Consider the following 23,284-nt stretch of genomic DNA (forward strand, 5'->3'; position numbering starts at 1 on the left):
GATTGCAGCCATCATAGGACAGGGTTAGCATCGACGAAATCCCCTTTATTTCAATCCGTTTGATCGATTTTATAGATATGAGAGACCCCGGCCTTCCCTCGCTCGACCAGTTGCGCGTGTTCATCGCCGTCATCGACCATGGCGGCTTTGCCCATGCCGCGCGGGCGCTGCACCGCACCCAATCCGTCATCAGCTACACGATCGCCAACCTCGAGGAACAGCTGAACATCGCCCTCATCGACCGCGGCCGGCGCAAGGTCACGTTGACGGAAGCGGGCAAGGCGCTGCTGGCGGACGCCCGCGCGGTGTCGGCCAGGGTGGACGGCATGCGCGCCCGCGCCAAGGCGCTCGGTTCCGGCCTGGAGGCCGAGGTATGCCTGGTCGTCGATGTGATGTTCCCGATGTGCCGCCTCGTCATGCTGCTGGAATCGTTCCAGCGCGAGTACCCGACCGTCGCGCTGAGACTTCACACGGAAGCCCTTGGCGGCGTGGCGCAGATGGTGCTGGATGGCCGCTGCCAGCTGGGCATCAGCGGCATGCCGGTGCACTTGCCGGACCATATCGAGCGCCAGCTGGCCGGCCATGTGACGATGATGCCCGTGTGCGCCCCAAGCCATCCGCTGGCGGTGATCGACGGCATCATTCCCGCGGCCACGCTGCGCGAGCATCTGCAACTGGTGGTAACGGACCGCAGCCCGTTGACGGCGGGCCAGGACTTCGGCGTGCGCGGCCTGCGCGACTGGCGCCTGGCCGACCTGCACTCCAAGCATGCGCTGCTGCGGGGCGGCCTCGGCTGGGGCAGCATGCCGGAAGCGATGATCGCCGAGGACCTGGCCAATGGCCGCCTCGTGCGCCTGCGCGTGCAGGATGGCGATGCGTTGCAGTATCCGCTGTTCGTCATTCATCGCGCGGACGACCAGCTGGGCCCCGCCGGCCGCTGGCTGAAGGACCAGTTCCTCGAGCTGGACTATTCGCTGCCGCACGGCGCCTACTGATGCGTAGATAAGTCCCCGTATCGAAGGCGTCGAGCAGTGCTTGGCGACGCCTAAATACTTCCTACATGGGCGCGGCGTGTGCGCTGACACCCTCCCCGCGCACACCGTCCTACGATAAACCTCTGCCGGGACCGTGCCACGAGCCGGTGCCGATCACGACTTCAAGAGGAGATCGCACATGACCAGGGAAAAGGACCAACTCACCAATACGCAGGACGCGGGCACCTTCACGCAGAGCGGCAACCACGCCGCGGGCGGGCCCGCGAACGACACCACGCAAGTCAACAGGGCACCTAATATCAACCCGGGGGCGAGCAGGCAAAGCGGCCCCGTCGGCAACTCGGGAGGAATGGACATGACACAGCAATCGATCGGCGGCAGTGGCGCACAGGACGGCATCAGCGGCACCCCATCGGGCACGCAGGGCGGCGACAGCGGCCAGGGCATCAACCAGGGCGGGCAGAGCCAGCAGAGCGCCCAAGGCCATTCCCAGGGCCAATCCGACTACCTGGGCGGCTCGCCCGGCGGCCAGGGCGGCCTGCGCAACGATCCGCGCACACAGCTCGACCCGCAGGAATCGAACCGCGACAGCTATGGCGCCCAGCAATCCGGCGCAACGTCGGGCGAAGTGGGCGATGGCCGCAGCCAGCAGCAGGTGGCCCATGGCGGCAGCCAGGCGTCGCAGCACAGCAAGGGGCGCGACGACGGCTCGGCACTCGGTGCCGGCACGGCCCAGCGCGGCACGGGCGGCAGCCAGCAACTCGGCAACCAGCAGTCGAGCAGCCCTGGCGGTTCGGGCGGCATGGCCGACAAGCTGCAGGGCGGCCCCGGCAACGAGCAATCCATGAACAGCAAGGGCGGCCCCGGGCAGAACGGCCTGGCGCAAATGAAGGAACAGCAGCAGCAAGGCGGCCCGGGTAGCGGTCAATCGCAGCAGATGGACCAGTCCAACCCGCGTGCCGGCGCCGGCGGCGGCCATAGCGGCCAGCACTCGGGCGGCATGGGGGGCGAACGGGGCGGCGACCTGCACAATGTGGGCGCGCAAAGCGGCCAGACAGGCCGCGGTGGCCTCGGCGGCAACAATGTGGAAATGCAGGGCTCCAGCCAGGGCAACCAGCAATCCGGCGACAACCTGATCGGCCAGACGACGCTGGGCAGCGGCGGCAGCCAGTCCGCCGACCGCGACAGCCTCGATACGCTGCCAGCCGATGCGATGGGCGGCGAGCGCGCTGGCATGGGCAGCCGTGGCAACAGCCAGCAGTCCGACAAGGCCGGCAACGCGCAATCGGGCACGTGGAAAAACCAAGCCGTGCCGAACAACCGCAGCGACAACGAACAGGCTGACCGCCAGCTCGGCATGCAGGGCTCGCCGGGCGAACCTGGGCACGATATCGATGACATCGGCAACAAGCAGTCCGGTGGCAGCGGCTCGCGCGGCGGCGGCTCGGAAGACCAGCGTTAAGCCCAGAGGCAGGGGCCGGGGTCAGACCCGCCGGGTCTGACCCCAGCTCTGGCTCTTGGGGTGTATGGATGCGGGTCGATTCGGAAAAGTGTCCGACACCGGTTTTCGGCTCAGAAAATCGGCAGCTCATGTGAAAACCGGTGTCCGACACCGAAAAGCCGGTGTCCGACACCAGACCGCCAACGCCGCTGGCAGCATCGAATAATCACCGGGACTTATCCCAGCCCGGCGGCGCGCAAGCGCCGGCGCAGCCGCCGCACCTCTTCCGTCAGATCCACCACCAGTGCCGCCACTTCCTCGTTCGCGTCGAAATCGCGTTCGATGCGCAGCAGGCTGCGCGCGCGCACCAGGTCGACGCTGGTGAAGCGCCATGCCTCGGGCGCCGCGTCGGTGCCGGCCAGCAGGATGCCGGTGCGCACGCGGTGCACCACCCAGCCCGGTTCCACGGCGCAGGCCTGCGCCAGTTCATCGAGCGTCAGTGCCGCCTCGTCGAGGGGCACGGCGCGGATCGGTTGTTCGCTTGCCATCGCTGTTCCTCCTTACAAGCCGCGGCGCGGGTCGAAGCCGAACTCCCGCGCCATCCGTTCATACAGCGCCTTTGCCTGCGGCGTATCGGCCGGCGGCAGCGCAATCTCCAGCAGCAGGTACAGGTCGCCGGCCGGGGCGGCGGCGGTGCCGGGAATGCCCCTGCCCTTCAGCCGCAGCTTGCGCCCGCCCTGCGAACCGGCCGGCACCGTGACCGACATGCGGCCCGACGGCGTGGCCACCTCGATGCCTGCGCCGAGCGCGGCTTCCCATGGCGCCACGGGCACGGTCTGAAACACGTCGCGCCCTTCGACGCGGTAGCGGCGCTCCTCGGCGAAGCGGATCTCCAGGTACAGGTCGCCCGCGGCGGCACCGCCGCTGCCCGGCTGGCCCTGCCCGGCCAGACGCAATTGCTGGCCTTCCGTCACGCCTTTCGGGATCGTCACATCGAGCGTGCGCTGGCGCGTGATCACGCGGCCATGTTCGTCCGCCTCGGGCACGCGCAGGTTGATGGTGCGGCTGGCGCCCTGGTAGGCATCGAGCAGCGCGATCTCGATGACGGCGTGACTGTCGTCGCCGCGCATCTGGAAACCGCGCCGGCGTGCGCCACCCACGTGGGCGAACAGGTCCTGGAAGAAATCGCTGTCGGCGCCGCCGTCGAACGACTCGAAGCCGGAACCCCAATCCGGCGGCGGGCGGAATCCGCCGCCCCCCTCCCCGTGTTGCCGGTATTGCGCGCTGCCCAGTTCATCATAGGCCGCGCGCTTTTCCGGGTCGCCGAGCACGCCGTAGGCTTCGTTCAGTTCCTTGGTCCTCGCGTCGGCATTGGCTTCCTTGCTGACGTCCGGGTGGTACTTGCGCACCAGCTTGCGATAGGCAGCCTTGATCTCGTCGGCGTTCGCCGTCTTCGGCACGCCCAGCGCCGCATAGTAATCCTTGTACTCCACGATATCGCTCTCCGTGTTCAAGTCATTGCCGGTTCAAAGGTTACAACAAAACCACGCCGGTTCCGCTCCCGCACCAGCACAGTGCACGCACCTCCCATCTGTGGGTAGAATCGCAAGTTCTCTCCATTTCAATCGCCATCGATGCCCTACACATTCACGCTGTCCAACATCCGCAAAGAAGCCTCGGCATTGTGGCAACTGGCCTGGCCGGTGCTGATCGGGCAACTGGCCACGGTGGGGATGGCCGTGGCAGACGTGGCGATGACGGGCCATACCAGCGCCGCCGAACTGGCCGCCGTGTCGCTCGGCGCTTCCGTGTGGTCGATCATCCTCGTCACCGTCAACGGCACGATGATGGCCGTGAACACGGTCGTCGCGCACCAGGTGGGCGCGGGCAGGTTCGACCAGATTCCCCATTCGGTGCGGCAGTCGCTGTGGAAGGCGGTGGGCGTGGGCATCGTGGCGGCGCTGGCCGCCAACCTTGCCACGCTGCTGTTCGACCACCTGCAGCTGGCGCCCGAAGTCAACGCGCGCGCCTCGATGTTCGTGCACATCGTCAGCATCGGGCTGCTGCCGTTCGCGGCCTACCGCGCGCTGTATGGCTACAGCGCCAGCATCAACCAGACCAAGCCCGTGATGGTCATCGCGATCATCGGCCTGCTCGTCAACATCGCCGTCAACTGGGTACTGGTGTTCGGCAATCTCGGCTTTCCTAAGATGGGCGCATTGGGCTGCGCGGTGGCCACCGGTACCGTGGTGTGGCTCGACCTGCTGGCGATCGTGCTGTGGATCCGCATCGCGCCCGCGTACAAGGCTTCGTACCCGTTCGACAAATGGGAATGGCCGCACTGGCCCGAAGTGTGGAACATGCTGCGCCTGGGCGTGCCGATCGGCGTCACCTACTTTGCCGAGGTCAGCGTGTTCGGCGCCGTCAGCCTGCTCGTGGCGCGCTTCGGCGTGGTCACAGTGTCGGCGCACCAGATCGCCCTGAACTTCGCCTCGCTCACGTTCATGGTGCCGCTGTCGTTCGGCATCGGCATGATCGCCCGCGTGGGCCAGGCGCTGGGCGAAGGCAACCCGCAGCGCGCCCGCTTCGCCTCGTTCGTGGGATTGTGGATGTCCACCGGCTTCGCCGTGCTGTCGGCGCTGTTCATCGCCATCTTCCGCCACCAGATCGCCGCCGCCTACACATCCGACGCCGCGGTGCAGGAGATGTGCGCGCACCTGCTGCTGTTCGCCGCGTTGTTCCAGCTGTCCGATGCCGCGCAGGTGGCGGCTTCGTGCGCGATCCGCGGCTACAAGGTCACGCGCGGGCCCATGGTGATCCAGCTGATCGCCTTCTGGGGACTGGCGCTGCCGGTCGGCTGCGTGCTCGGGCTGGCGCCGCAATGGCTGCCGTTCGCGCCGGCCGAGCCGATGTCGGCCACGGGCTTCTGGATCGGCCTCGTGCTGGGCCTGACGGTGGCGGCCGTGCTGCTGACGGCCTACCTGCAGCGGCTGTCGCGCCAGAGGGCACTTGCCATGGCTTAAGGGATGAGCGATGCGCCAAACGAAAATTGGCGCCAGGTCCTGTATTCCGAACTTTCGCGCCTCGCCAGTCGTAGCTGAGTCTGGTATCGTTTTGCGATTTCCATCCAATAACAAATCGTTCATTTCGGGACCCTCATGCGCACCGCTCTCAGTATCCTGGCCCTGCTGGCCGCCGGCACGGCATCCGCCGACCGCCTGACCCTCGACCGCCTGCACAGCGATCCCGCGCTGGCCGGCAATGGCGTGCGCGCGCTGAAAGTGTCGCCGGATGGCGCCCGCGTGACGTTCCTGCGCGGCCGCCCGGACAACCAGTTCCAGATGGACCTGTGGGAATTCAACCTGAAGGACAAGTCCACGCGCCGCCTCGTCGATTCGAAGGTGCTGGTGGCCGAGGAAAACCTGTCGGACGCCGAAAAGGCGCGCCGCGAGCGCGAGCGCACCGCCGCCCTGAAAGGCATCATCAACTACAGCTGGTCGCCGGACGGCAAGCGCCTGCTGGTGCCGATCGCCGGCAACCTGTACCTGATCGAGGTCGCCAAACCGGATGCGGCACGCCTGGTCGCCTCGGGCAACGTGACCGATCCGAAGATCTCGCCGAAGGGCAAGTACGTGTCGTTCGTGCGCGACCAGAACCTGTATGTGATCGACCTGGCCACCGGCAAGGAAAAGGCGCTGACGACGGATGGCAAGGGCACGCTGCACAATGGCGAGGCGGAGTTCGTGGCGCAGGAGGAAATGCACCAGTACACGGGCTACTACTGGGCGCCGGACGACTCGAGCATCGCCTACCGCCGCTATGACGAAGCGCAGGTGCCGGTGGCGCGCCGCTTCGAGATCTATGCCGACCGCACCGACGTGATCGAGCAGCGCTACCCGGCCGCCGGCGACAAGAACGCGATCGTGGAACTGCGCATCGTCGATCCGGTCACCGGCGCCACGAAGGAAGTGGACCTCGGCCCGGAAAAGGATATCTACCTGGTGCGCGCCGACTTCTCGGCCGACAGTAAAAAACTGCTGTTCCAGCGCCAGGCGCGCGACCAGAAGAAGCTTGAACTGATCGCCGTCGATACCGCCACGCTGACGCAGAAGGTGCTCGTCACCGAAACGGCGAAAACGTGGACCGACATCAATGACGACCTGCGCTTCCTGTCCGGCGGAAAAGGCTTCATCTGGTCGTCGCACCGCACCGGCCGCAATCACCTGTACCTGTTCGACATGGATGGCAACGTCAAGCACGCACTGACCAGGGGAGACTGGGGCATCGACAACCTGCTGGCCGTGGACGAAGGCGCGGGCAAGGTGTACTTCTCGTCCAACAAGGACGCGATCATCGACAAGCAGACCTATGCCGTGTCGCTCGATGGCCGCGATGCGGACAAGCCGAAGCGCGTGACGCAGGCCGACGGCTGGCACGACACCACGTTCGCGCGCAATGGCCAGCTGTTCGTCGACACGTGGTCCGATCCGGCGAACCCGCCACAGGTGTCCATCCGCAAGCCGGACGGCGCGATCCTCACGTGGCTGGAAAAGAATGAAATCAACGAGGCGCACCCGTACTACCGGTACAAGTCCGATCACCTGCCCGTGGAATACGGCACGATGCAGGCCAGCGACGGGCAGACGCTGTACTGGTCGATGATCAAGCCCTACCGCTTCGATCCGGCGAAGAAGTATCCGGTGTACCTGTCCACGTACGGCGGCCCGGGCCCGCAGTACGTGTCGCGCAAGTGGGGCGACCCGTTCGACATGTTCATGGCGCAGCAGGGCTACGTGGTGTTCCGCCTCGACAACCGCGGCTCCGGCCGCCGCGAGCGTGCCTTCACGGACGCGATCTACCGCAACCTGGGCAAGGTCGAAGTAGAAGACCAGCTGGCCGGCATCGACTTCCTCGGCAAGCAAAGCTTCGTAGACCCGAAGCGCATCGGCGTGTATGGCTGGAGCTACGGCGGCTTTATGACGCTGCGCCTGCTGTCCCAGGGGTCGGACAAGATCGCCGCCGGCGTTTCCGGCGCACCCGTCACCGACTGGGCGCTGTACGACACGCACTACACGGAACGTTTCATGGACAAGCCGTCCGACAACAAGGCCGGCTATGCCGACAGCACCGTGTTCGCGCACGTGGACGGGCTGAAGTCGAACCTGCTGCTGATCCACGGCATGGCCGACGATAACGTGCTGTTCACCAACACCACGAAGATGGTCGACGCCCTCGTCAATCGCGGCGTGCAGTTCGAACTGATGACCTACCCGGGCGCCAAGCACGGCGTATCGGATCGCAAGCAGAAGAAGCACGTGCAGACGATCATCGAGGCGTTCTTCCGCAAGCATTTGAAGCCGGACACGGTGCAGTAATCGCCGGGGCGAAAGCCGGTGACTGACGCAAAACCGTCTGGTTAGCGACAGTGGATGCGGTCAGCAGCCTTGGCGTATCGGTGTCGGACACCTTTTCCTTCAGGGAAAAGGTGTCCGACACCACTAGTGTCCGGACGTTGGTCCGGATGGCGTCTGTAAGCTACTGATTCCACGCGAGATTTCGACGGTTTGGTCTGGTCTCGATTTCAATTTTGAGCGCAGACTTGGGCCTTTTGCTGGCAACCGCGAAAGGCTCCCATGCATCAGGGCAAACTCGTCTTTGCGCAGATCATGACGCATCTGCCACTCACCACGTTTCGACGCTGCGTCGCAGCCCACCAAGGTCACTACAAGGTCAAGACGTTTTCATGTCTTGACCAGTTCTTGGCGATGGCATTCGCTCAGCTCACCTATCGCGAATCGCTGCGTGACATCGAGCTCAATCTCAGGGCTCAAGCAGCCCGGCTCTATCACATGGGCTTCCGCTGCAAGACGATCTCCCGTAGCACACTGGCCGATGCAAACGAGACGCGGCCATGGCAAATCTATGCCGATCTCGCAGCGCATCTTATCGGCATTGCCAGACCTTTGTACGTTGGTGAGGAACTGGACGTCGACCTCAAAAATACTGTGTATGCGTTCGACTCGACGACAATCGATCTATGCCTGTCGGTCTATCCGTGGGCACCATTCAAGTCGACCAAAGCAGCCATCAAACTTCATACACTGCTTGATCTACGGGGCTCTATACCAAGCTTCATCCATATCTCGGACGGCAAAATGAGTGACGTCCGAGGCTTCGACAGACTGACGATTGAACCAGGCGCTTTCTACTTGCTAGATCGCGGCTACCTCGATTTCGAACGTCTCTACAACCTCAATTTGATGGGCGCGTTCTTCGTCTCGAGGGCAAGAAGCAACACCAAGCTTAGGCGTCGTTACTCGCATTCAGTCGACTGCGCCAACACGAATGTGGAATGCGATCAGACCGTTGTGTTGGCGATCCCAGCGACCGCTTCGCGCTACCCAGACGCATTGCGACGCGTGGTCGTGAAGGACGAAACGGGCAAGCGCATCAGCTTTTTGACGAACAATTTTTCACTGAGCCCGGAGACGATCGCGGGCCTCTACAAGCAGCGGTGGCAGGTCGAACTGTTCTTCAAGTGGATCAAACAACATCTACGCATCAAGGCGTTTTATGGCACCAGCGAGAACGCCGTGAAGACCCAAATTTGGATCGCAATCGCGACCTACGTCCTGATCGCCATCGCAAAAAAACGCCTCCAACTACCCCAAAGTCTCTACGAAATTCTACAGATTCTCAATCTGGCAATGTTCGAAACTTCCCCATTAAATCAACTACTTAGCGGAGCAGACAACGATGATCTACAAAAAAGCGAGCAGATTCAGCTCGCTCTCCTATGAGAAACGTCCGGACACTAGTGGTCCGACACCGGTTTTCGCATGATGAAGCTGATTTCTGAGCGGAAAACCAGTGTCCGACACATTTTCCGGATGAAGCGCCCGGAAAATATGTCCGGAAGGAGAGAGGGCTTGCAGACCCTCTCCGTTACGCAGGCAAGGAGCGGTGCTCCTTGAAACCCCTGCTCCACCACCGGGCACGCTAGCGAAAACCGGTGACAGACACCAGTTCTTTTGGAATGTTTCCAAAAAATGGGTGTCTGTCACCGGTTTTGAAGTGACACCGTGAAGCAAAACAGCCGCCCTCGGGCGGCTGTTTCATTGTCGGCACTGGGCCGGGGAATTACAGACCCTGGCGGTTGCCACGGTTGATCGTGACGTCGTCGTCCAGCGCGTCTTCGACGGCTTCGCGGGCGTCGCCCACTTTTTTCTGGACCTTGCCTTCAGCCTGGTTTTTCAGGCCCTTGGCCTGTTGTTTCGAGCTGCCGACCAGTTCGCCGGCCTCTTCCTGGATCTTGCCGCCGACTTCTTTTGCCTTGCCTTTGATTTGATCGCTGTTCATGATCGAGCTCCTCTGCGTTACGGCTGGCGGTCCACAATGGGCCGCTGCCTTTGGTTCACACGCTGTAGTGCGTGTGGTTAGGGAAATCATACGATCAGGAACTGTTCCCCTCCGTACGTTCCCTAACATTGCAAAAATAATCAGCTACCTGGGGTTGGGTTTAAGTTTCGACTAAGCCTCGGTAAAACGCTACCAGACGCGCACGCGTGCTTCCGGCGGCAGGTACAGTTTCTGGCCCGGCTGCACGTCGAATGCCTTGTACCAGTTGTCCAGGTTGCGCACGGTATAGGTGCGCCACTGCGCCGGCGCATGCTCGTCCGTAGTGACCTGGTTGCGCAGCGAGGCCTCGCGTGGCTTCGTGCGCCACGCCTGCGCATAGCCGAGGAAGAACTGGCGATCCGTTTCCACGGTGGCCTTGCCGCCCTGCGCCGCATGGTAGGCATCGAGCGCCGCGGCCAGCCCGGCCAGGTCCGCGAGGTTTTCGGCCAGCGTGAGCTGGCCGTTGAGCTTCAGGTCCGGGAATGCTTCATAGCTCGAATATTGCGCCACCAGCGCCTGCGCCGCCCTGGCGAAATGCTCGCGGTCATCCTTCGTCCACCAGTCGCGCAGGCGGCCTTTCGAATCGAATTCGGCGCCGATATTGTCGAAGCTGTGGCTGATCTCGTGCCCTATCACGGAACCGATGGCGCCATAGTTCACGGCATCGCTGCCGTTCGGGTCGAAGAATGGCGGCTGCAGGATCGCGGCCGGGAAGTTCAGCGCATTCTGCATCGGCATGTTGACGGCATTGACGAGCTGCGGCGGCATCGACCATTCCTTCGGGTCGACCTTTGTACCCAGCTTGGCCAGCTGCTGCCGGTAGCGATACGCGCTGGCGCGCCAGGCGTTGCCGAACGCGTCGTCCGGCTTGACTTCCAGGGCGCCGTACGACGTCCATTTTTCCGGGTAGCCCACGCCCACGTACAGTGCCTTCAGCTTGGCCTGCGCTTCCCGTTTCGTGGCAGGCGCCATCCAGTCGAGCCGTTCGATGCGCTGGTGGAAGGCGTCGACGATGTTCGCCACCATCTTCTGCACCTTCACCTTCGCGGCCGGCGGGAAATGCTTGTCGACGTACATCTTGCCCACCGCTTCCGGCATGGCTTCGTTCAGCGAGGCCAGGCTGCGTTTCCAGCGCGCCGACAGTTGCGGCGTGCCGCTCAGCGTGCGGCCATAGAACTCGAAGCGCTGGTCCACGAAGGCCTTCGGCAGCGTGCTGCCGTACTGGTTGATGGCGTGGAACGCGAGCCAGTCCTGCCATGTCTGCACCGGCATCTCGGCCACGAGGGCGGCGGCGCCGGTGATCGCGGTCGGGTGATAGACGATGAATTTCTTTTGCTTGCCGAGACCGGCGCTGTGGAAGAACACCTTCCAGTCGAGGCCGGGAGCCTTGGCGGCGAAGTCCCTGTCGGTCCACACATTGTTGGCCTTCCTGACATCGGACGACTCTTCGCGCAAGCCATGCGACTGCGCCAGCCTGCGCTCCAGTTCGAACACGCGGGCGGCGCGCGCTTCCGGTTCCGTGAAGCCGGCCAGCTTCAGCATGGCGGCGATATGGGCCTGGTAGGCCGTGCGCAGCCGGCCCATCCGCTCGTTTTCTTCCAGGTAGAACGCCCGGTCCGGCATGCCGAGGCCGCCCTGCAGCAGATAAGGCATGTAATTGTCGGGGTCGGTAAAGCCCTGGGCGATCCACAGGCCAAACAGGTTCTCGGTACTGAAGTCGGTGGCGTTGAGCGGATCGACGTCGGCCCGCAGGCTGGCGCCGAGCGCTTGCACGAGGCCGGCCTTGTCGCGGATCGCGGCGATCTTGTCGAGCATCGGCTTGAGCGGGGCGATGCCGCGCGCTTCGATACCGGCTTCGTCCATGATGGCGCCGTAATACGTGGCCACCTTTCTGGCATCGGTCGATGCGCCCGGGCGGCTGGCGGCCTCGATCAATTGCAGGATGCGCCCGTTTGTTTCATCGACCACCGCGTTGGCGGCGCTCCAGCTGCCGCGGTCGGCGGGAATCTCCGTGGCGGCCAGCCACTGGCCGTTGGCGAACAGGTAAAAATCATCGCCCGGCGGCACGGCCGTGGCGGCTTGCTGCGGGGCAGCCAGGGGCGCGGTTTGCTGCGCGCCGGCGCTGGTCGAGGCCAGTACCGTACTCAGCGCCATGCTCAGCGCCAGGGCGAGGGTGCTCGTCCGCGGCGGACGGCGCAATACTCGGAATGCTTCCATAAAGTCCCTTGTTTTATCTGTGTGAACGGATTTTTCGGCGTGGTACGCCAGTCTCCACTGTAGTCCCGCAGCCGCGCCATGACGAGCGCCGTGCGACAGACTGCGCAAATCGCGGATAGCCTGCCGAAGTCGGGCCGGCATGCAAGGGTTCAGATAGTGCTTTTGCCAGGCCACCGACAGGGCTATAGTTCACTTACGGAAATTATTTCGGAGAAAGCACGATGACATTGGAAGATTTGTTCGACCAGCCCACCGCGCTGCCGACGGCACCGAAGGTGGTCCAGGAACTGGTGGCCAGCTTCGACAAGGCCTCCGTATCCACCGAAGAGATCGCCCGCAAGGTGTCGCTCGATCCGGTGTTGAGTGCCAAGCTGCTGCGCCTGGCAAACTCCGCCTACTACAACCTGTCGCGCAGTATCGCCACCGTCGAGGACGCGGTGCTGATGCTGGGTTTCGTGGCCGTGCGCACGCTCGTCATCAGCTCAGGGCTCGTCAACGGTTTCAAGTCGGTCACCGGGCTCGACCTGGGCGATTTCTGGCGCTACAGCATGCGCACGGCCGCATCCGCGAAGTGGCTGGCGAAGAAAACCCGCGACAACCAGGAGCTGGCCTTCACGATCGGCATGATGCATGCGATCGGCCAACTGGTGATCCATGCGGGCATGCCCGACAAGGCCGTGGCGCTGGACGCCATTGCGGCGCCGCTCGACGGGCGCCGCCTTGCCGTCGAGCGCGAAGCGCTGGGCTTTACCTATGCCGACGTGGGCGCCGAGCTGGCGCGGCGCTGGCAGTTTCCCGCCGTGTTCTCGGATGCCATCGCGGCGTTCCCCGCGCCACTGGAGCGCGGCGCCGTGGACCGGCTCGCGGCCGTCGTCCACGTGGCTGCCTGGCGCGCCCGCGCGCTGGAGGAAGCTCACCTGGCCGAAGACTTTCCGCAGGAGGTCGCCGCGATGCTGGGCCTCGACGCCGATACCGTCATCGACGAGATGCCATCGCCCGATGAACTGGCGGCAGGGCTCGACGAGATGATGAAGTGACAATGCCGAAAACTATTTTCAAATTTTTTTTCAAAAAGCCTAAAGTTCCCGCCGCGCCTGACGTAAATCATGACAAGCAGTAATCCGTTACGATTTACAAGGCGCGCCATGAACTCCACCGACGTTCTCTCGATGTATGAAAATATTGCCGGACTGACCAGCAAGATGGCCATGGCTGCCCAGGCCAGCGACTGGACGACGCTGGGCCGCCTGGAAACCCAGTGCGCCGTACAATCGGTGGCCGCCATCGGTGGCGTGCCGGCACTGGAAGGCAATGCCCGCCAGCGCAAGATCGACCTGCTCAAGCAGATCATGGCCAACGACCGCGCGATCCGCGACGTGACCGAACCATGGATGGGCCGCCTGAACGGCTGAGTTATCCGCCTGCCAATAAAAAAGCGCCCTTCGGGGCGCTTTTTTATTGGCGGTGGCCCACGGCGGGCCCCGCGATCAGGCCACCTTGCTCTCGGGCGGCGCCGCTGGTGCGATGGCCGGCTCGATGCGCACCGGCGCATCGTCCTCGTCGCGGCTCCAGGTTTGCCGCACGATCGGGCTGCGCCGCATCTTTTTCTTGCGGATGAAGTGCACGGCCACGCCAAACATCGCCACCAGCACGAGGAAGCCGGCGAACAGGAACATCAGCAGCTTAGGCCGGGAGATCTTGATGGGCTTCTTGGGTTCTGGCGGTGGCGGCGCGGCTTCCTTCTTTTCCTCGGGTTTCTTGACCTCGGGCTGGGCCTTTGCTTCCTCGACGGGGGGAACCGGCATGGTAGCGCCGGCTGCGGCATGTTCCGTCCCCGTCCCGGCTGGTGGCGGCTGTACCACATCGGCCTTTGCGGCGGGTGCCGGCTGCGCCGCGGCTGCGGCGGCAACGGTGGCGACGTCCGGTGTGCGTGTCGCCGGGACCGGGTTCGCGGGTTTCGGTGCCTCGGGCGCAAGGACAGGCTTGCCGTCCATCGGCTTGCCTTCGACCGGGGTGCCGGCAACCGGCGCCGTGACACGGGCGGCGCCCGCCTCGTTGGCGATTCCCAGCTGCGCTTGCAACGTTTTCAGCTTGCCTTCCAGTTCGGACAGCTTGTTCAACATCGCCATGTCGGGCTGCGCGGCGGCTGGCCGGACCGGGGCGGCCGCTTCCGGGGCTTTCGCGGTTTTTTGCGGAACGGCCGGCGCCGTGCCGCCCTCCACGCTGGCACGCGTGGCCCGGGCCGCCTCGGCCAGTTCAGCCTTCGACGACAGGAAGGACCGCTGCGGCGCCTTGTTTTCCGGCGCGGGCTCGGCTGCCTGTGCAGGCACGGGTTCCTGCGCCGGCGAAACCTTGCGCTCCGCCACCGCGGGCTTGGCCGGTTGCGTGGCCGGTTTGGCGCCACGCTTGAAATCGTCGGCGGTCGATGCGTATTTCAGCGCTTCCTTGCGTACATCCCTGGATTCGGCGCTGTGGTTTTCCTGCTTGCCGGACACGGCCTTGACCGGCTCGCGTTCCGCCACCTTGCCGCCATGCGCGCCGATTGCCCGGCCGATGGCGCCAAGCAGTTCCTGTTCCTTCGCGGTGGCTTCCCTGCCGGGCGAAACCGTGGCGACCAGCGCCCCGGGGCGTTCGCCGCCGGCGCGCCGGACCACGGGCTTGGCGGTGCGCTCGACAGCTGGCACCGGCGCGGCGGCCAGTGCGTCAGGGATGGCCGGGGTGGCTGGCGCCGGCATGGGCGCGGGAGTCGGGTCCGGCGACAGCCACAGCGACACACTGCGCACGCGTTCCTTGCCGCCCGAAACCAGCTGGAAATACAGGTGCAGCACGTCGCCCTGCACCGGGGCGCTCGTGGTCACGTGCAACACGCGGCGATCGTTGCGCCGCACGATCGAGACGCTGGCGCCGGCCAGTGCCGGACTCATCTTCACATTGGCCCCCCGGAACACATCCGGCCGGGCGAGGCGCACCTGCAAGTCAGCCAGTTCCTGCGCGGTCAGGTCGGTCAGTTCGATATCGGCCGACAGCGGCTGGCCGCTGAACGAGCGCACCGAGGCATCGCCGAATTCGGCGGCATGGGCACCGGTGGCGGCGGACGCGACGGCGAAAAACGCCAGCACGGCCAGGGGAGAACGAAGCAAGAGCGGCATGGTGATTGAAATGGTAAATGAAAATTTCCGTGACGTAAGTGTTTAACGGCGGAAATTCGCATTTTTTGAGTGCCCGGACCGAATTTCATGCGTGGGTTACACTTAATGCATCTTTTACACAGAGGACGCCATGGACAGCAGAACCGAACGCGACAGTTTTGGCCCGATCGATGTGCCGGCACACCAGCTATGGGGGGCGCAAACGCAGCGCTCGCTGCATCACTTCCACATTTCCACTGAAAAGATGGCGCCCGAGCTGATCGCTGCGCTGGCCAACGTGAAGCGGGCCGCGGCGCGCGTCAATGTCGACCTTGGCGTTCTCGATGCCACCAAGGCCGATGCGATCATGCGCGCCGCCGACGAAGTGCTGGAAGGCCGGCATGCCGGCGAGTTTCCCTTGTCGGTCTGGCAAACGGGTTCGGGCACGCAATCGAACATGAACATGAATGAAGTGCTGGCCAACCGCGGTTCCGAGCTGCTGGGCGGGGTGCGCGGCGAGGAGCGCACGCTGCACCCGAACGACGACGTCAACAAGGGCCAGTCGTCGAACGATATCTTCCCCACGGCGATGCATGTGGCGGCCGGTGTGGCGCTGGCAACCGACGTGCTGCCGGCGCTGCGCCAGCTGCGCGCCACGCTGGCCGGCAAGGCGCAGGCGTTTGCCGATATCGTCAAGATCGGCCGCACCCATCTGCAGGATGCCACCCCGCTGACGCTGGGCCAGGAATTCTCCGGCTACGTGGCCCAGCTCGACTACGTGGAGCGCGCGATCGAGCATACGCTGCCCGCCGTGCTGGAGCTGGCCGCGGGCGGCACCGCCGTCGGTACCGGGCTCAATTCCCACCCGGAATACGCGACGCGGATCGCCGCGGAACTGGCGCAGCGCCTGCAATTGCCGTTCCGCACCGCCGACAACAAGTTTGCCGCGCTGGCTGGCCACGAAGCACTCGTGGCGGCGCACGGGGCCCTGAAAACCCTGGCGGCGGCGCTGTTCAAGATCGCCAACGACGTGCGCTGGATGGCTTCCGGCCCGCGCTCCGGGCTGGGCGAAATTACCATTCCCGAGAACGAGCCGGGCAGCTCGATCATGCCGGGCAAGGTCAACCCGACCCAGTGCGAAGCCGTGACGATGCTGTGCGCCCAGGTGTTCGGCAACGACGTGGCCATTTCCTTCGGCGGCGCTTCCGGCAACTTCGAACTGAACGTCTACAAGCCGCTGATCGCCCACAACTTCCTGCAAAGCGCGCGCCTGCTGGCGGACGGCATGCGCAGCTTCGACGAGCACTGCGCGCGCGGCATCGAGCCGAACCGCGAACGGATCGGCGAGCTGATGGCGCGCTCGCTGATGCTGGTGACCGCGCTGGCGCCCCACATCGGGTATGATCGCGCCGCCCAGATTGCCAAGAAGGCGCAGCATGAAGGCACCACGCTGAAGGGAGCGGCGCTGGCCCTGGGCTTTGTCACGGCGGAGCAGTTCGATACCTGGATCGTGCCGCTGGACATGACACGACCGGGTGCGAAAGGCTGACCCGGCGGCACGGGCCGGATGCGAATAAAGTTAGTAACGGAACAATTAAATTTCTCCGGCCCCATCGAAACGAGGATAGAATGCAAAAAGTAGACTTTGAATTAACGTCGGAATTTATTGAACTGAACCAGTTGCTGAAGGTGGTCGGCCTGTGCGACAGCGGCGGCGCCGGCAAGCAGATCGTGGCCAGCGGCGATGTGCGCGTGGATGGCAAGCAGGAATTGCGCAAGACCGCCAAGATCCGCGCCGGCCAGCAGGTTGCCGTCGGCGACGTGCGCATCGCCGTCAAAGGCAACGTTCCGGGTCGATAAGGCAACGGCCCGGGTCAATAAGGTTCCGACGGGTCTTGATCTTCCGCAAATCCTGCGCCACCTCGGCGGCTATAGTGGACGGATTTGCGGAAGGAAATATCTATCCGGAGCACCCATGGACCACCTCGATCCCACCCGACACCCTGAACCGCCAAAAACCTCGTTGCAAAAGGCAGCACCAGCTGCAGCACCCGTTGCAGCACCCTCGCAGCCCCCTTCCCCGCATCCCATGCAGCAGCGCCTGATCGGCGATTTGCAGCAAGTGATCGACAATGCCGAAGATTTGCTCAACTGCACCAACAGCGCGCGTGACGGCGCCTACCGCGCCGCGCGCGAGCAGCTGGCGCAGGCACTGGCCTTCGCCAATGAGGAACTGCAACGGATCGAGGATGCACAGCTCGAGCGCATGATCGCCGCCACGCACGAAGCCAGCCTGCTCCATCGCGACAGCACCGGCGAAGCCCGGCTGTTGCGCGCTTTCCGCTAGTCTTCCTCCGCCATGCGCAGCGCCGCGAACGCGGCGTGCGCAATCCACTGCCCCAGCCGGGGCACCAGGTCGAATTCCGCATCCACCGCCAGTGCCGCGTCGAGCGCCTCGCCCACCGTCGCGCCCGCTGCCAGCGCTGCCAGTGCTTGCCACGCGGCGGCATCCTGCGCCAGCACCTCCGGCTGCCAGCCGCGCCGGACCACCAGGCCCCAGGAAGGCGCCGCGATGTCGTGCGGGAATGGTACCCCGCTGTCCGGCTGGTGGGCTTGCCACAGCGGTACCACGGCCCAGGCCGATGCAAACACGGCGGCCGCCGGATGCGGCACCAGCCGGCACTGCTCGAACGCCGCCGGCGCCACGTGCGCCAGCGCCCCCGGCGCCAGCGCTTCCCTGTCGGCGGCGGAATATGCACGGTGCAGCAGCCACTCGAGCCGCGCCATGTCCGGCAGGTAGGGCATGCCGGCCACGTGCGGGAACCCCTCGAGGAAGCCTGCAAAGCCGGTGCCGAACGCATTCAAGTCGGCGCTAGCGGGCGGATGGCACGTGCCATATTCGCGCGCCAGCGCGCCGAAGAACTCTTCGCCGACCAGTTGTGCAATGACGGGAAACGCAGCCGCCAGTGCCCGGGTCCAGCCGCCGGCAAGCGTGCCGCGGTAAACCGCCAGCCGCGATGCCAGGGGCGCCTCGCGCAGCAGGGCCGCCAATCCGCCCGCCTCGCCGCCCTCGCCGGCCGACAGCAATGCGTTGGCAAAACGGTGCTGCACGGCGCCCAGCGCGGTTGTGTCGGGCTCGGCCAGCAGCAGTGGCCGTGGCCGCGCGGGCGCTGCCGGCATCGGGCCCGCCTGCGACAGCAGTGCCGTGGCCTTGTCCGCTTCGGCCAGCAGCACGCCGAGCGGCGGCACCTCCGCGTCCCACTCGACCAGCGTGGGCACGGCGCCAAACTGCGCCAGCGCCGCCTCGTACAGGCGCCACACGGGTTCCGCGATCGCCGCGCCATGGTGGTCGATGACCACGTCCGGCGTGGCGAGATGGCCGCCGAGGTGGAGTTCCCCGACGAGCCCCGGCGCAATGGCCGCCAGCGCGGCCAACGCATCTTCGCCATGGTTGCAGGCGTTGACGTACAGATTGTTCAGGTCGAGCAGCAGGCCGCAGCCCGTGCGCCGCGCCAGCGCGGCAAGAAATTGCGCCTCGCTCATCGTATCGGCGGCAAACCGCACGTACGCGGACACGTTCTCGATGAGGATCTGCCGCTTCAGCACATCCTGCACCTGCGCCACGCGGGCGGCCACCAGGTCGAGCGTGGCCTCGTCCAGCACCAGCGGCAACAGGTCGTGCAGGTGCCGGCCCGGCACGGCACCCCAGCTCAGATGTTCGGAAACGAGGAAAGGTTCGATGCGTTCGGCCAGCGCGCGGATGCGTTGCAGGTGCTCCGGCACGATGCCGTGGGCGGAACCCAGGCCGAGGCCGACGCCGTGCAGGCTGACCGGGTAATCGCGCCGCAGCCGGTGCAGCACGTGCACGTCGCGGCCACCCTCGGCCAGGTAATTCTCGGTGTGCACCTCGAGCCAGCCGGCGCGCGGCCGGCTCTCGAGGAAATCGCGGTAGTGCGGCGCCCGCAGGCCGACGCCGGCAAGCGTGGCCGGGTCAGCCATCCCGCTCAGTTGCTGCCGGCGGGCTTGGCCGGGGGCGTGGTCTTGCCACCCAGTTTTTCGCAGCTGCCCTTGGCAACCCACTTCCACTCGGTGGGGGCGTTATCGGTTCGCGCCATCGACGCGCAGCCGTGCGCGCCATCCGACGATGCGCAATCGTTCTGGCCAGCCTTCGCCACGCCATAGCATTTTTCCTTGTCCGGCCCGCCACCCATCTGCGCATTCGCGGCACCCGCCGCACACGTGGCGGCCAGCGCCGCGGCAATCATTGCACTCTTGTTCATCGTTTCTCCAATGCCAGTCCAGTCGAACCAGCTGATTCTAACGGAAGTTGCCTGAAGAGGGTCCGGAAGAAGGAGTGACGGCATGCATGCCATCACCGCTTTGCAGGCGCAGAGCATACTCTGCGAAACCCCTGCAAAGCCCCTATTTTTCAGGCAATAAAAGAAAAGGGGACGTCCGGATCGCCGTACCGCCCTATTTTGCAGGCAATAAAAAAAGCCCGCTGTCCACGAAGAACAGCGGGCCAGCGCGCTCGGGGCGCGCTCAAGCGGTGGTGTTGATCCGGTTGCCCAGGTGCGACGGCAGGCTCGGCGCGGGCTGCCTAGCGGGCAGCGCGTCAAGCAGCGCGGCGGCGGAAGCAGCCTGCGAATCCATGGCCTTCTTCAGCACGGCCATGCTGACATCCTGCTTCGTACCGGTCTCGGCGATCGTTGTCGACAGGCGGGCGATGCTCATTACGTCCATACTTCCTCCACTGTGCCGCCCCGCATCGAGGCATATCCCTCATTTACGGAAGAGTCACGGCGAACTTGAGGTCGTTTCCCTGTTTTTCTTTGGCAACCATGTCTCGAGCAACCAGGCCAGCACGGTTTCCCGGTCGTCGAGGTCGAGCCAGGCGACATGGGGCGCCACGTCGGCCGGGCGCGGCAGTGTCGATGCGACGGCCACAATGTGCGGATCGTCCGGATAGAGCGGGCCCCTGTCACCAATGCCGCGATGGATTTCCAGCTTGTCGATCGGGAACGACTTGAACCCTTCCACCAGTGTCAGGTCGGCCGGTGCCAGCCGGGCCAGTTGCTCGTCCAGCCCGGGTTCCGGCGCGCCGCGCATTTCCCGGACGATGGCAAAACGGTATGGCGACGCGACCATGACTTCGGCCGCGCCGGCACGCCGCAGCCGGGCGCTGTCCTTGTGCGGCGGCTCCAGGTCCAGGTCGTGGTGGCTGTGCTTGATGACGTTGACCTTGCGGCCCTGCCCGGCCAACCGGCCGATCAGGTATTCCAGCAGCGTGGTCTTGCCGCTGCCTGACCGGCCGACGATGCCGATGACCGGCGCCGTGGCGGCGTGTATGTGCTCCATTCTTGCTCCTGTAGGAATGGAGGCATTATAAAGGCGCTGTTCGCGTTAAGTAGGCATTGCTCGGAGCCAGGGAAGCCGCGGTGCAAGGGTGATGGAAGCGGATTACTTGTCCGGACGGAACGGCCCATCGCCGCCCCCCTTGCTCATCAGGCACAGCAGGCCGACGCAGGCGAGCACGACGACCAGCACGCCCGGTTCGGACGCCGCGCCGTCGGGCAAGGCAGCGCGCACGGGGGCGGCGGCGGCCAGCAGGGGCAACGCATGCAAGATGGAGAGCTTCATGGTCAGTCCGTTGAGTTGTCGATAAAGCAAGTGTGACAATCGTTTGTGACGCCACGATGACGGTAGCAATCGTGCGCAACAGCCAATACCGTTGCGACACCTCCGGTCAGTACGGCATCCTGTAGCGATACCCACGGAACGTGAACACGGCTCCCTTTGACTCCAGCCGCTCCAGCACGAGCCCCGGCGCCACTTCATCGCCTTCGCGGCGCAGCACCTTGTCGATCAGCACGAGGCGATCGGACGGATTGGGCGAATACATGTAGCCGCTCATGGCCACGGGCGGGATCGCACGGCGGATCGGCTCGGGCAAGTCGCGCAGCGCCTGGACCGGTTCCTCGCGGGGAGGCACCTCGGCTTGCGGGGCCGATCCGGTGGCCGCGACGGGAGCCACCTCGGCGCGCGCGGTGGGTGCCGGCACCTTCGCCACCACGGCAGGTGGCGTTTCCCGCGCCGCCGGGGCCGGTGTCGGCGGGTCGACCGGGGCCGGTGCGACAGCTGGCGCCGGTGCTGGTGCAGGTGCCGCAGGCGCGGGCGTGTTCATGACGGGCGCCGGTGCGGGCGCCGCGACCATGGCCTGCGGCTGCGCCGGTTGCGCCGGTTGCGCGGGTTGTGCCGGCTGTGCCAGTCGTGCAGGTTGCGCAGCCGGTGCCTGCGAGCCGGCCTGCCGCCATACCACGACTGCAAGCCCGACGATGACGATGCCCATCGCAGCCATCACCGCCAGCAGCGGCTTGCGCAACGGCGCGGCGCCGGCGGCCGGCGCGTCCGGCAGCGGTGCATGGATGCTCGGCGCTTCCCCAGCTGGCGCTCGGCCTGGGCCTTCTTCAATGCTTCGAGAATATAGGACATATCATTTTTCTCCGGCAGTCAGTGCCAGCCGGGGCTCCGCGTGGGGCGTGCCGGCTTCGCCGAGAAGGCTCAGCCGGATGAACGTTTTCGGGCCGGCCACGCCGTCCGCCTTCAGTTGCTGGGCAGCCTGGAAATCGCGCAGCCGGCGCAGTGTTTCGCCGGCCAGCGGCGCATCGTCCTGCGGCCGCGCGGCGTTCGCCCACTGGGCCAGGCGCCGCGCCAGCCAGTCCACCTCCGGGCCGCGATCGCCGGCTGCCACCTGCTCGCGCCAGCCTGCTGGTGCGCGCCAGAACGTGGTGAAGGTGCCGTCATGGCGGTTGTCCAGCGCCGTGCGCGCCACCGTCTGCCGCCGGCCACCGATATCGAGCGTGCCTTCGCGTTCGCCCAGCGCCATCAGCAAGGCATGGGTCGGCGTGGCCGGATTGTCGTTCAGCGTCAGCATCGCCGGCCGGTCCAGCAGGCGCAGGTCGTCCAGCGTGCCGCGCAGGGACAGGCAGCGCAGGTTCCGTTGCGCCGCTTCGGCGCACACGTCTCCCGCGCCCTCCTTCAATGTCACACCCCACAGCGCGGCCAGGCGGCGCAACGTGGCGTCGCTGCCGGTCGCCATTGGCATGGCCGGCGGCGTGGCGGTCGATGCAGGCAACCTGGCGGTTGAAGACGGCGCGGCGGCCGAAGTCGGTGCGGCGGGCGGCACGGCCTGGCGCGGTGCCAGCTGCCATGCGGCGGCGGCCGTCAGCACGGCGCCGGCGAGCACGCCGCCGGCCACGAGAGGCCAGCGCGGGCGCGGGCGCGGCACGTCCGCGCCGAACACTTCCTGCGCGGCGCGGCGCGCGATCCGGCGCGTGACTTGCGCCTTGTTTTCCACATAGGCGCCCAGCAGCGCGCGGTCGCACAGCAGGTTGATCCGGCGCGGCACGCCCTTGGCCAGCGCGTGGATGGTGGCCGCTACGCTGGCCGGGAATGGCGAGGGCCCGGAGAGCCCCGCCACCGCGAGCCGGTGCGCGATGTAGTGCGCCGTTTCGGCGGCGCTCAGGGAACCGAGGTGATAGCGCGCGATGACGCGCTGCGCCAGTTGCTCGAGCTCGGGCCGCGCCAGTATCCCGCGCAGCTCGGGCTGGCCGATGAGGATGATCTGCAGCAGCTTGCGTTCGCTCGTTTCCAGGTTCGTCAGCAGGCGCAGCTGCTCCAGCACGGCGGCGGAGAGGTTCTGCGCCTCGTCGATGACGAGCACGCTGTTCTCGCCGCGCGCGTGGCTCTCCAGCAGGTGCCGGTTAATCGCATCCACATAGTGCTTGACGGTGCCCGCCCCCGCCGGCAGCGCGATGCGGAATTCGTCGCAGACGGCTTGCAGCAATTCCTCGACCGACAGCTTCGGGTTGAAGATATAGGCCAGCCTGCAGCCTTCGGGAACCTGTTCGATGAAGCAGCGGCACACGGTGGTCTTGCCGGCACCGATCTCGCCCGTCAGCAGCACGAAGCCACCCCCGCCGCCAATGCCATACAGCAGATGTGCCAGCGCTTCGCGATGGCGTTCGCTCATGAACAGGTAGCGCGGATCGGGCGCGATGGAAAACGGGCTGCGGGTCAGGTTGAAGAATCGCGTGTACATGGAT

General features: G+C 65.5%; 22 protein-coding genes. 10 read left to right on the plus strand and 12 right to left on the minus strand.

What is annotated here, in order from left to right; all coding sequences use genetic code 11:
• Positions 1-77 precede the first annotated feature (77 nt).
• Complete coding sequence (locus EWM63_RS06305; RefSeq protein WP_130185764.1) at positions 78-995, plus strand: LysR family transcriptional regulator; 918 nt, start codon at positions 78-80, stop codon at positions 993-995.
• A gap of 178 nt (positions 996-1,173) precedes the next feature.
• Positions 1,174-2,457: a hypothetical protein gene (locus EWM63_RS06310; RefSeq protein WP_130185765.1), complete on the plus strand. Its 1,284-nt coding sequence runs from the start codon at positions 1,174-1,176 to the stop codon at positions 2,455-2,457.
• Positions 2,458-2,672: 215 nt separating this feature from the next.
• On the opposite strand, the gene EWM63_RS06315 is transcribed toward EWM63_RS06310, so the two are convergent.
• Complete coding sequence (locus tag EWM63_RS06315; protein WP_130185766.1) at positions 2,673-2,984, minus strand: chaperone modulator CbpM; 312 nt, start codon at positions 2,982-2,984, stop codon at positions 2,673-2,675.
• Between the two features lie 12 nt (positions 2,985-2,996).
• Positions 2,997-3,929 (minus strand): DnaJ C-terminal domain-containing protein, encoded by a 933-nt coding sequence (locus EWM63_RS06320; protein WP_130190225.1) that lies wholly within the window; start codon positions 3,927-3,929, stop codon positions 2,997-2,999.
• A gap of 141 nt (positions 3,930-4,070) precedes the next feature.
• Between EWM63_RS06320 and EWM63_RS06325 the strand changes: the two genes are divergently transcribed.
• From EWM63_RS06325 to EWM63_RS06335, 3 genes are all read left to right on the plus strand, one after another.
• Positions 4,071-5,459: an MATE family efflux transporter gene (locus EWM63_RS06325; protein ID WP_130185767.1), complete on the plus strand. Its 1,389-nt coding sequence runs from the start codon at positions 4,071-4,073 to the stop codon at positions 5,457-5,459.
• Positions 5,460-5,594: 135 nt separating this feature from the next.
• Entirely contained in the window at positions 5,595-7,811 is a 2,217-nt protein-coding gene (locus EWM63_RS06330; protein ID WP_130185768.1) for a S9 family peptidase, read from the plus strand.
• A 258-nt stretch (positions 7,812-8,069) separates the two neighbouring features.
• Positions 8,070-9,236: an IS4 family transposase gene (locus EWM63_RS06335; RefSeq protein WP_130185175.1), complete on the plus strand. Its 1,167-nt coding sequence runs from the start codon at positions 8,070-8,072 to the stop codon at positions 9,234-9,236.
• A gap of 340 nt (positions 9,237-9,576) precedes the next feature.
• On the opposite strand, the gene EWM63_RS06340 is transcribed toward EWM63_RS06335, so the two are convergent.
• Both EWM63_RS06340 and EWM63_RS06345 read right to left on the minus strand, forming a co-directional pair.
• A complete protein-coding gene (locus tag EWM63_RS06340; protein WP_130185769.1) occupies positions 9,577-9,795 on the minus strand; it encodes a CsbD family protein in 219 nt (72 codons plus the stop codon).
• A 189-nt stretch (positions 9,796-9,984) separates the two neighbouring features.
• Positions 9,985-11,988, minus strand: coding sequence for a M13 family metallopeptidase (locus EWM63_RS06345; RefSeq protein WP_229487759.1), 2,004 nt, complete (start codon positions 11,986-11,988; stop codon positions 9,985-9,987).
• A gap of 284 nt (positions 11,989-12,272) precedes the next feature.
• Here EWM63_RS06345 and EWM63_RS06350 point away from each other — a divergent pair, with 284 nt between their 5' ends.
• Together EWM63_RS06350 and EWM63_RS06355 are read left to right on the plus strand one after the other, a co-directional pair.
• Complete coding sequence (locus EWM63_RS06350) at positions 12,273-13,088, plus strand: HDOD domain-containing protein (protein WP_130185771.1); 816 nt, start codon at positions 12,273-12,275, stop codon at positions 13,086-13,088.
• A 108-nt stretch (positions 13,089-13,196) separates the two neighbouring features.
• Positions 13,197-13,463: a flagellar protein FliT gene (locus tag EWM63_RS06355; RefSeq protein WP_130185772.1), complete on the plus strand. Its 267-nt coding sequence runs from the start codon at positions 13,197-13,199 to the stop codon at positions 13,461-13,463.
• A gap of 75 nt (positions 13,464-13,538) precedes the next feature.
• Here EWM63_RS06355 and EWM63_RS06360 read toward each other — a convergent pair whose 3' ends face one another.
• Positions 13,539-15,200: a type IV pilus assembly protein FimV gene (locus tag EWM63_RS06360; protein ID WP_130185773.1), complete on the minus strand. Its 1,662-nt coding sequence runs from the start codon at positions 15,198-15,200 to the stop codon at positions 13,539-13,541.
• A gap of 130 nt (positions 15,201-15,330) precedes the next feature.
• On the opposite strand from EWM63_RS06360, the gene fumC reads away from it, so the two are divergent.
• From fumC to EWM63_RS06375, 3 genes are all read left to right on the plus strand, one after another.
• A complete protein-coding gene (gene fumC / locus EWM63_RS06365) occupies positions 15,331-16,728 on the plus strand; it encodes a class II fumarate hydratase (protein WP_130185774.1) in 1,398 nt (465 codons plus the stop codon).
• Between the two features lie 80 nt (positions 16,729-16,808).
• Positions 16,809-17,039, plus strand: coding sequence for an RNA-binding S4 domain-containing protein (locus tag EWM63_RS06370; RefSeq protein ID WP_130185775.1), 231 nt, complete (start codon positions 16,809-16,811; stop codon positions 17,037-17,039).
• A 115-nt stretch (positions 17,040-17,154) separates the two neighbouring features.
• Positions 17,155-17,526, plus strand: coding sequence for a DUF883 family protein (locus EWM63_RS06375; protein WP_229487760.1), 372 nt, complete (start codon positions 17,155-17,157; stop codon positions 17,524-17,526).
• Here EWM63_RS06375 and bufB read toward each other — a convergent pair.
• The 7 genes from bufB to EWM63_RS06410 all read right to left on the minus strand — a co-directional run bounded on the left by bufB (position 17,523) and on the right by EWM63_RS06410 (position 23,280).
• A complete protein-coding gene (bufB, locus tag EWM63_RS06380; RefSeq protein ID WP_130185776.1) occupies positions 17,523-19,178 on the minus strand; it encodes an MNIO family bufferin maturase in 1,656 nt (551 codons plus the stop codon). The two genes, EWM63_RS06375 and bufB, sit on opposite strands and share 4 nt — an antisense overlap.
• Positions 19,179-19,183: 5 nt before the next feature.
• Positions 19,184-19,459, minus strand: coding sequence for a BufA1 family periplasmic bufferin-type metallophore (locus tag EWM63_RS06385; protein WP_130185777.1), 276 nt, complete (start codon positions 19,457-19,459; stop codon positions 19,184-19,186).
• A 262-nt stretch (positions 19,460-19,721) separates the two neighbouring features.
• Positions 19,722-19,913, minus strand: a complete 192-nt coding sequence (locus tag EWM63_RS06390; RefSeq protein ID WP_307720832.1) for a YjfB family protein — start codon at positions 19,911-19,913, stop codon at positions 19,722-19,724.
• Between the two features lie 63 nt (positions 19,914-19,976).
• Positions 19,977-20,537, minus strand: coding sequence for a molybdopterin-guanine dinucleotide biosynthesis protein B (gene mobB, locus EWM63_RS06395; RefSeq protein ID WP_130185779.1), 561 nt, complete (start codon positions 20,535-20,537; stop codon positions 19,977-19,979).
• A gap of 102 nt (positions 20,538-20,639) precedes the next feature.
• Positions 20,640-20,819 carry a hypothetical protein gene (locus EWM63_RS06400; RefSeq protein ID WP_130185780.1) on the minus strand — a complete coding sequence of 60 codons (180 nt, stop codon included), beginning with the start codon at positions 20,817-20,819 and terminating at the stop codon, positions 20,640-20,642.
• Between the two features lie 106 nt (positions 20,820-20,925).
• Positions 20,926-21,561 (minus strand): general secretion pathway protein GspB, encoded by a 636-nt coding sequence (locus EWM63_RS06405; protein WP_229487761.1) that lies wholly within the window; start codon positions 21,559-21,561, stop codon positions 20,926-20,928.
• Positions 21,562-21,672: 111 nt separating this feature from the next.
• On the minus strand, positions 21,673-23,280 hold the full coding sequence (locus EWM63_RS06410) for an ExeA family protein (protein WP_130185781.1): 1,608 nt from the start codon (positions 23,278-23,280) through the stop codon (positions 21,673-21,675).
• Positions 23,281-23,284 lie beyond the last annotated feature (4 nt).

This window comes from Pseudoduganella lutea (assembly GCF_004209755.1).
Classification (GTDB): Bacteria; Pseudomonadota; Gammaproteobacteria; order Burkholderiales; family Burkholderiaceae_D; genus Rugamonas; species Rugamonas lutea.

Coding starts and splice junctions, on each gene's coding strand:
- EWM63_RS06305 (WP_130185764.1), top strand. CDS start 78: ATGAGAGACCCCGGCCTTCCCTCGCTCGACCAGTTGCGCGTGTTCATC.
- EWM63_RS06310 (WP_130185765.1), top strand. CDS start 1,174: ATGACCAGGGAAAAGGACCAACTCACCAATACGCAGGACGCGGGCACC.
- EWM63_RS06315 (WP_130185766.1), bottom strand. CDS start 2,984: ATGGCAAGCGAACAACCGATCCGCGCCGTGCCCCTCGACGAGGCGGCA.
- EWM63_RS06325 (WP_130185767.1), top strand. CDS start 4,071: ATGCCCTACACATTCACGCTGTCCAACATCCGCAAAGAAGCCTCGGCA.
- EWM63_RS06330 (WP_130185768.1), top strand. CDS start 5,595: ATGCGCACCGCTCTCAGTATCCTGGCCCTGCTGGCCGCCGGCACGGCA.
- EWM63_RS06335 (WP_130185175.1), top strand. CDS start 8,070: ATGCATCAGGGCAAACTCGTCTTTGCGCAGATCATGACGCATCTGCCA.
- EWM63_RS06340 (WP_130185769.1), bottom strand. CDS start 9,795: ATGAACAGCGATCAAATCAAAGGCAAGGCAAAAGAAGTCGGCGGCAAG.
- EWM63_RS06345 (WP_229487759.1), bottom strand. CDS start 11,988: ATGGCGCTGAGTACGGTACTGGCCTCGACCAGCGCCGGCGCGCAGCAA.
- EWM63_RS06350 (WP_130185771.1), top strand. CDS start 12,273: ATGACATTGGAAGATTTGTTCGACCAGCCCACCGCGCTGCCGACGGCA.
- EWM63_RS06355 (WP_130185772.1), top strand. CDS start 13,197: ATGAACTCCACCGACGTTCTCTCGATGTATGAAAATATTGCCGGACTG.
- EWM63_RS06360 (WP_130185773.1), bottom strand. CDS start 15,200: ATGCCGCTCTTGCTTCGTTCTCCCCTGGCCGTGCTGGCGTTTTTCGCC.
- fumC (WP_130185774.1), top strand. CDS start 15,331: ATGGACAGCAGAACCGAACGCGACAGTTTTGGCCCGATCGATGTGCCG.
- EWM63_RS06370 (WP_130185775.1), top strand. CDS start 16,809: ATGCAAAAAGTAGACTTTGAATTAACGTCGGAATTTATTGAACTGAAC.
- EWM63_RS06375 (WP_229487760.1), top strand. CDS start 17,155: ATGGACCACCTCGATCCCACCCGACACCCTGAACCGCCAAAAACCTCG.
- bufB (WP_130185776.1), bottom strand. CDS start 19,178: ATGGCTGACCCGGCCACGCTTGCCGGCGTCGGCCTGCGGGCGCCGCAC.
- EWM63_RS06385 (WP_130185777.1), bottom strand. CDS start 19,459: ATGAACAAGAGTGCAATGATTGCCGCGGCGCTGGCCGCCACGTGTGCG.
- EWM63_RS06390 (WP_307720832.1), bottom strand. CDS start 19,913: ATGAGCATCGCCCGCCTGTCGACAACGATCGCCGAGACCGGTACGAAG.
- mobB (WP_130185779.1), bottom strand. CDS start 20,537: ATGGAGCACATACACGCCGCCACGGCGCCGGTCATCGGCATCGTCGGC.
- EWM63_RS06400 (WP_130185780.1), bottom strand. CDS start 20,819: ATGAAGCTCTCCATCTTGCATGCGTTGCCCCTGCTGGCCGCCGCCGCC.
- EWM63_RS06410 (WP_130185781.1), bottom strand. CDS start 23,280: ATGTACACGCGATTCTTCAACCTGACCCGCAGCCCGTTTTCCATCGCG.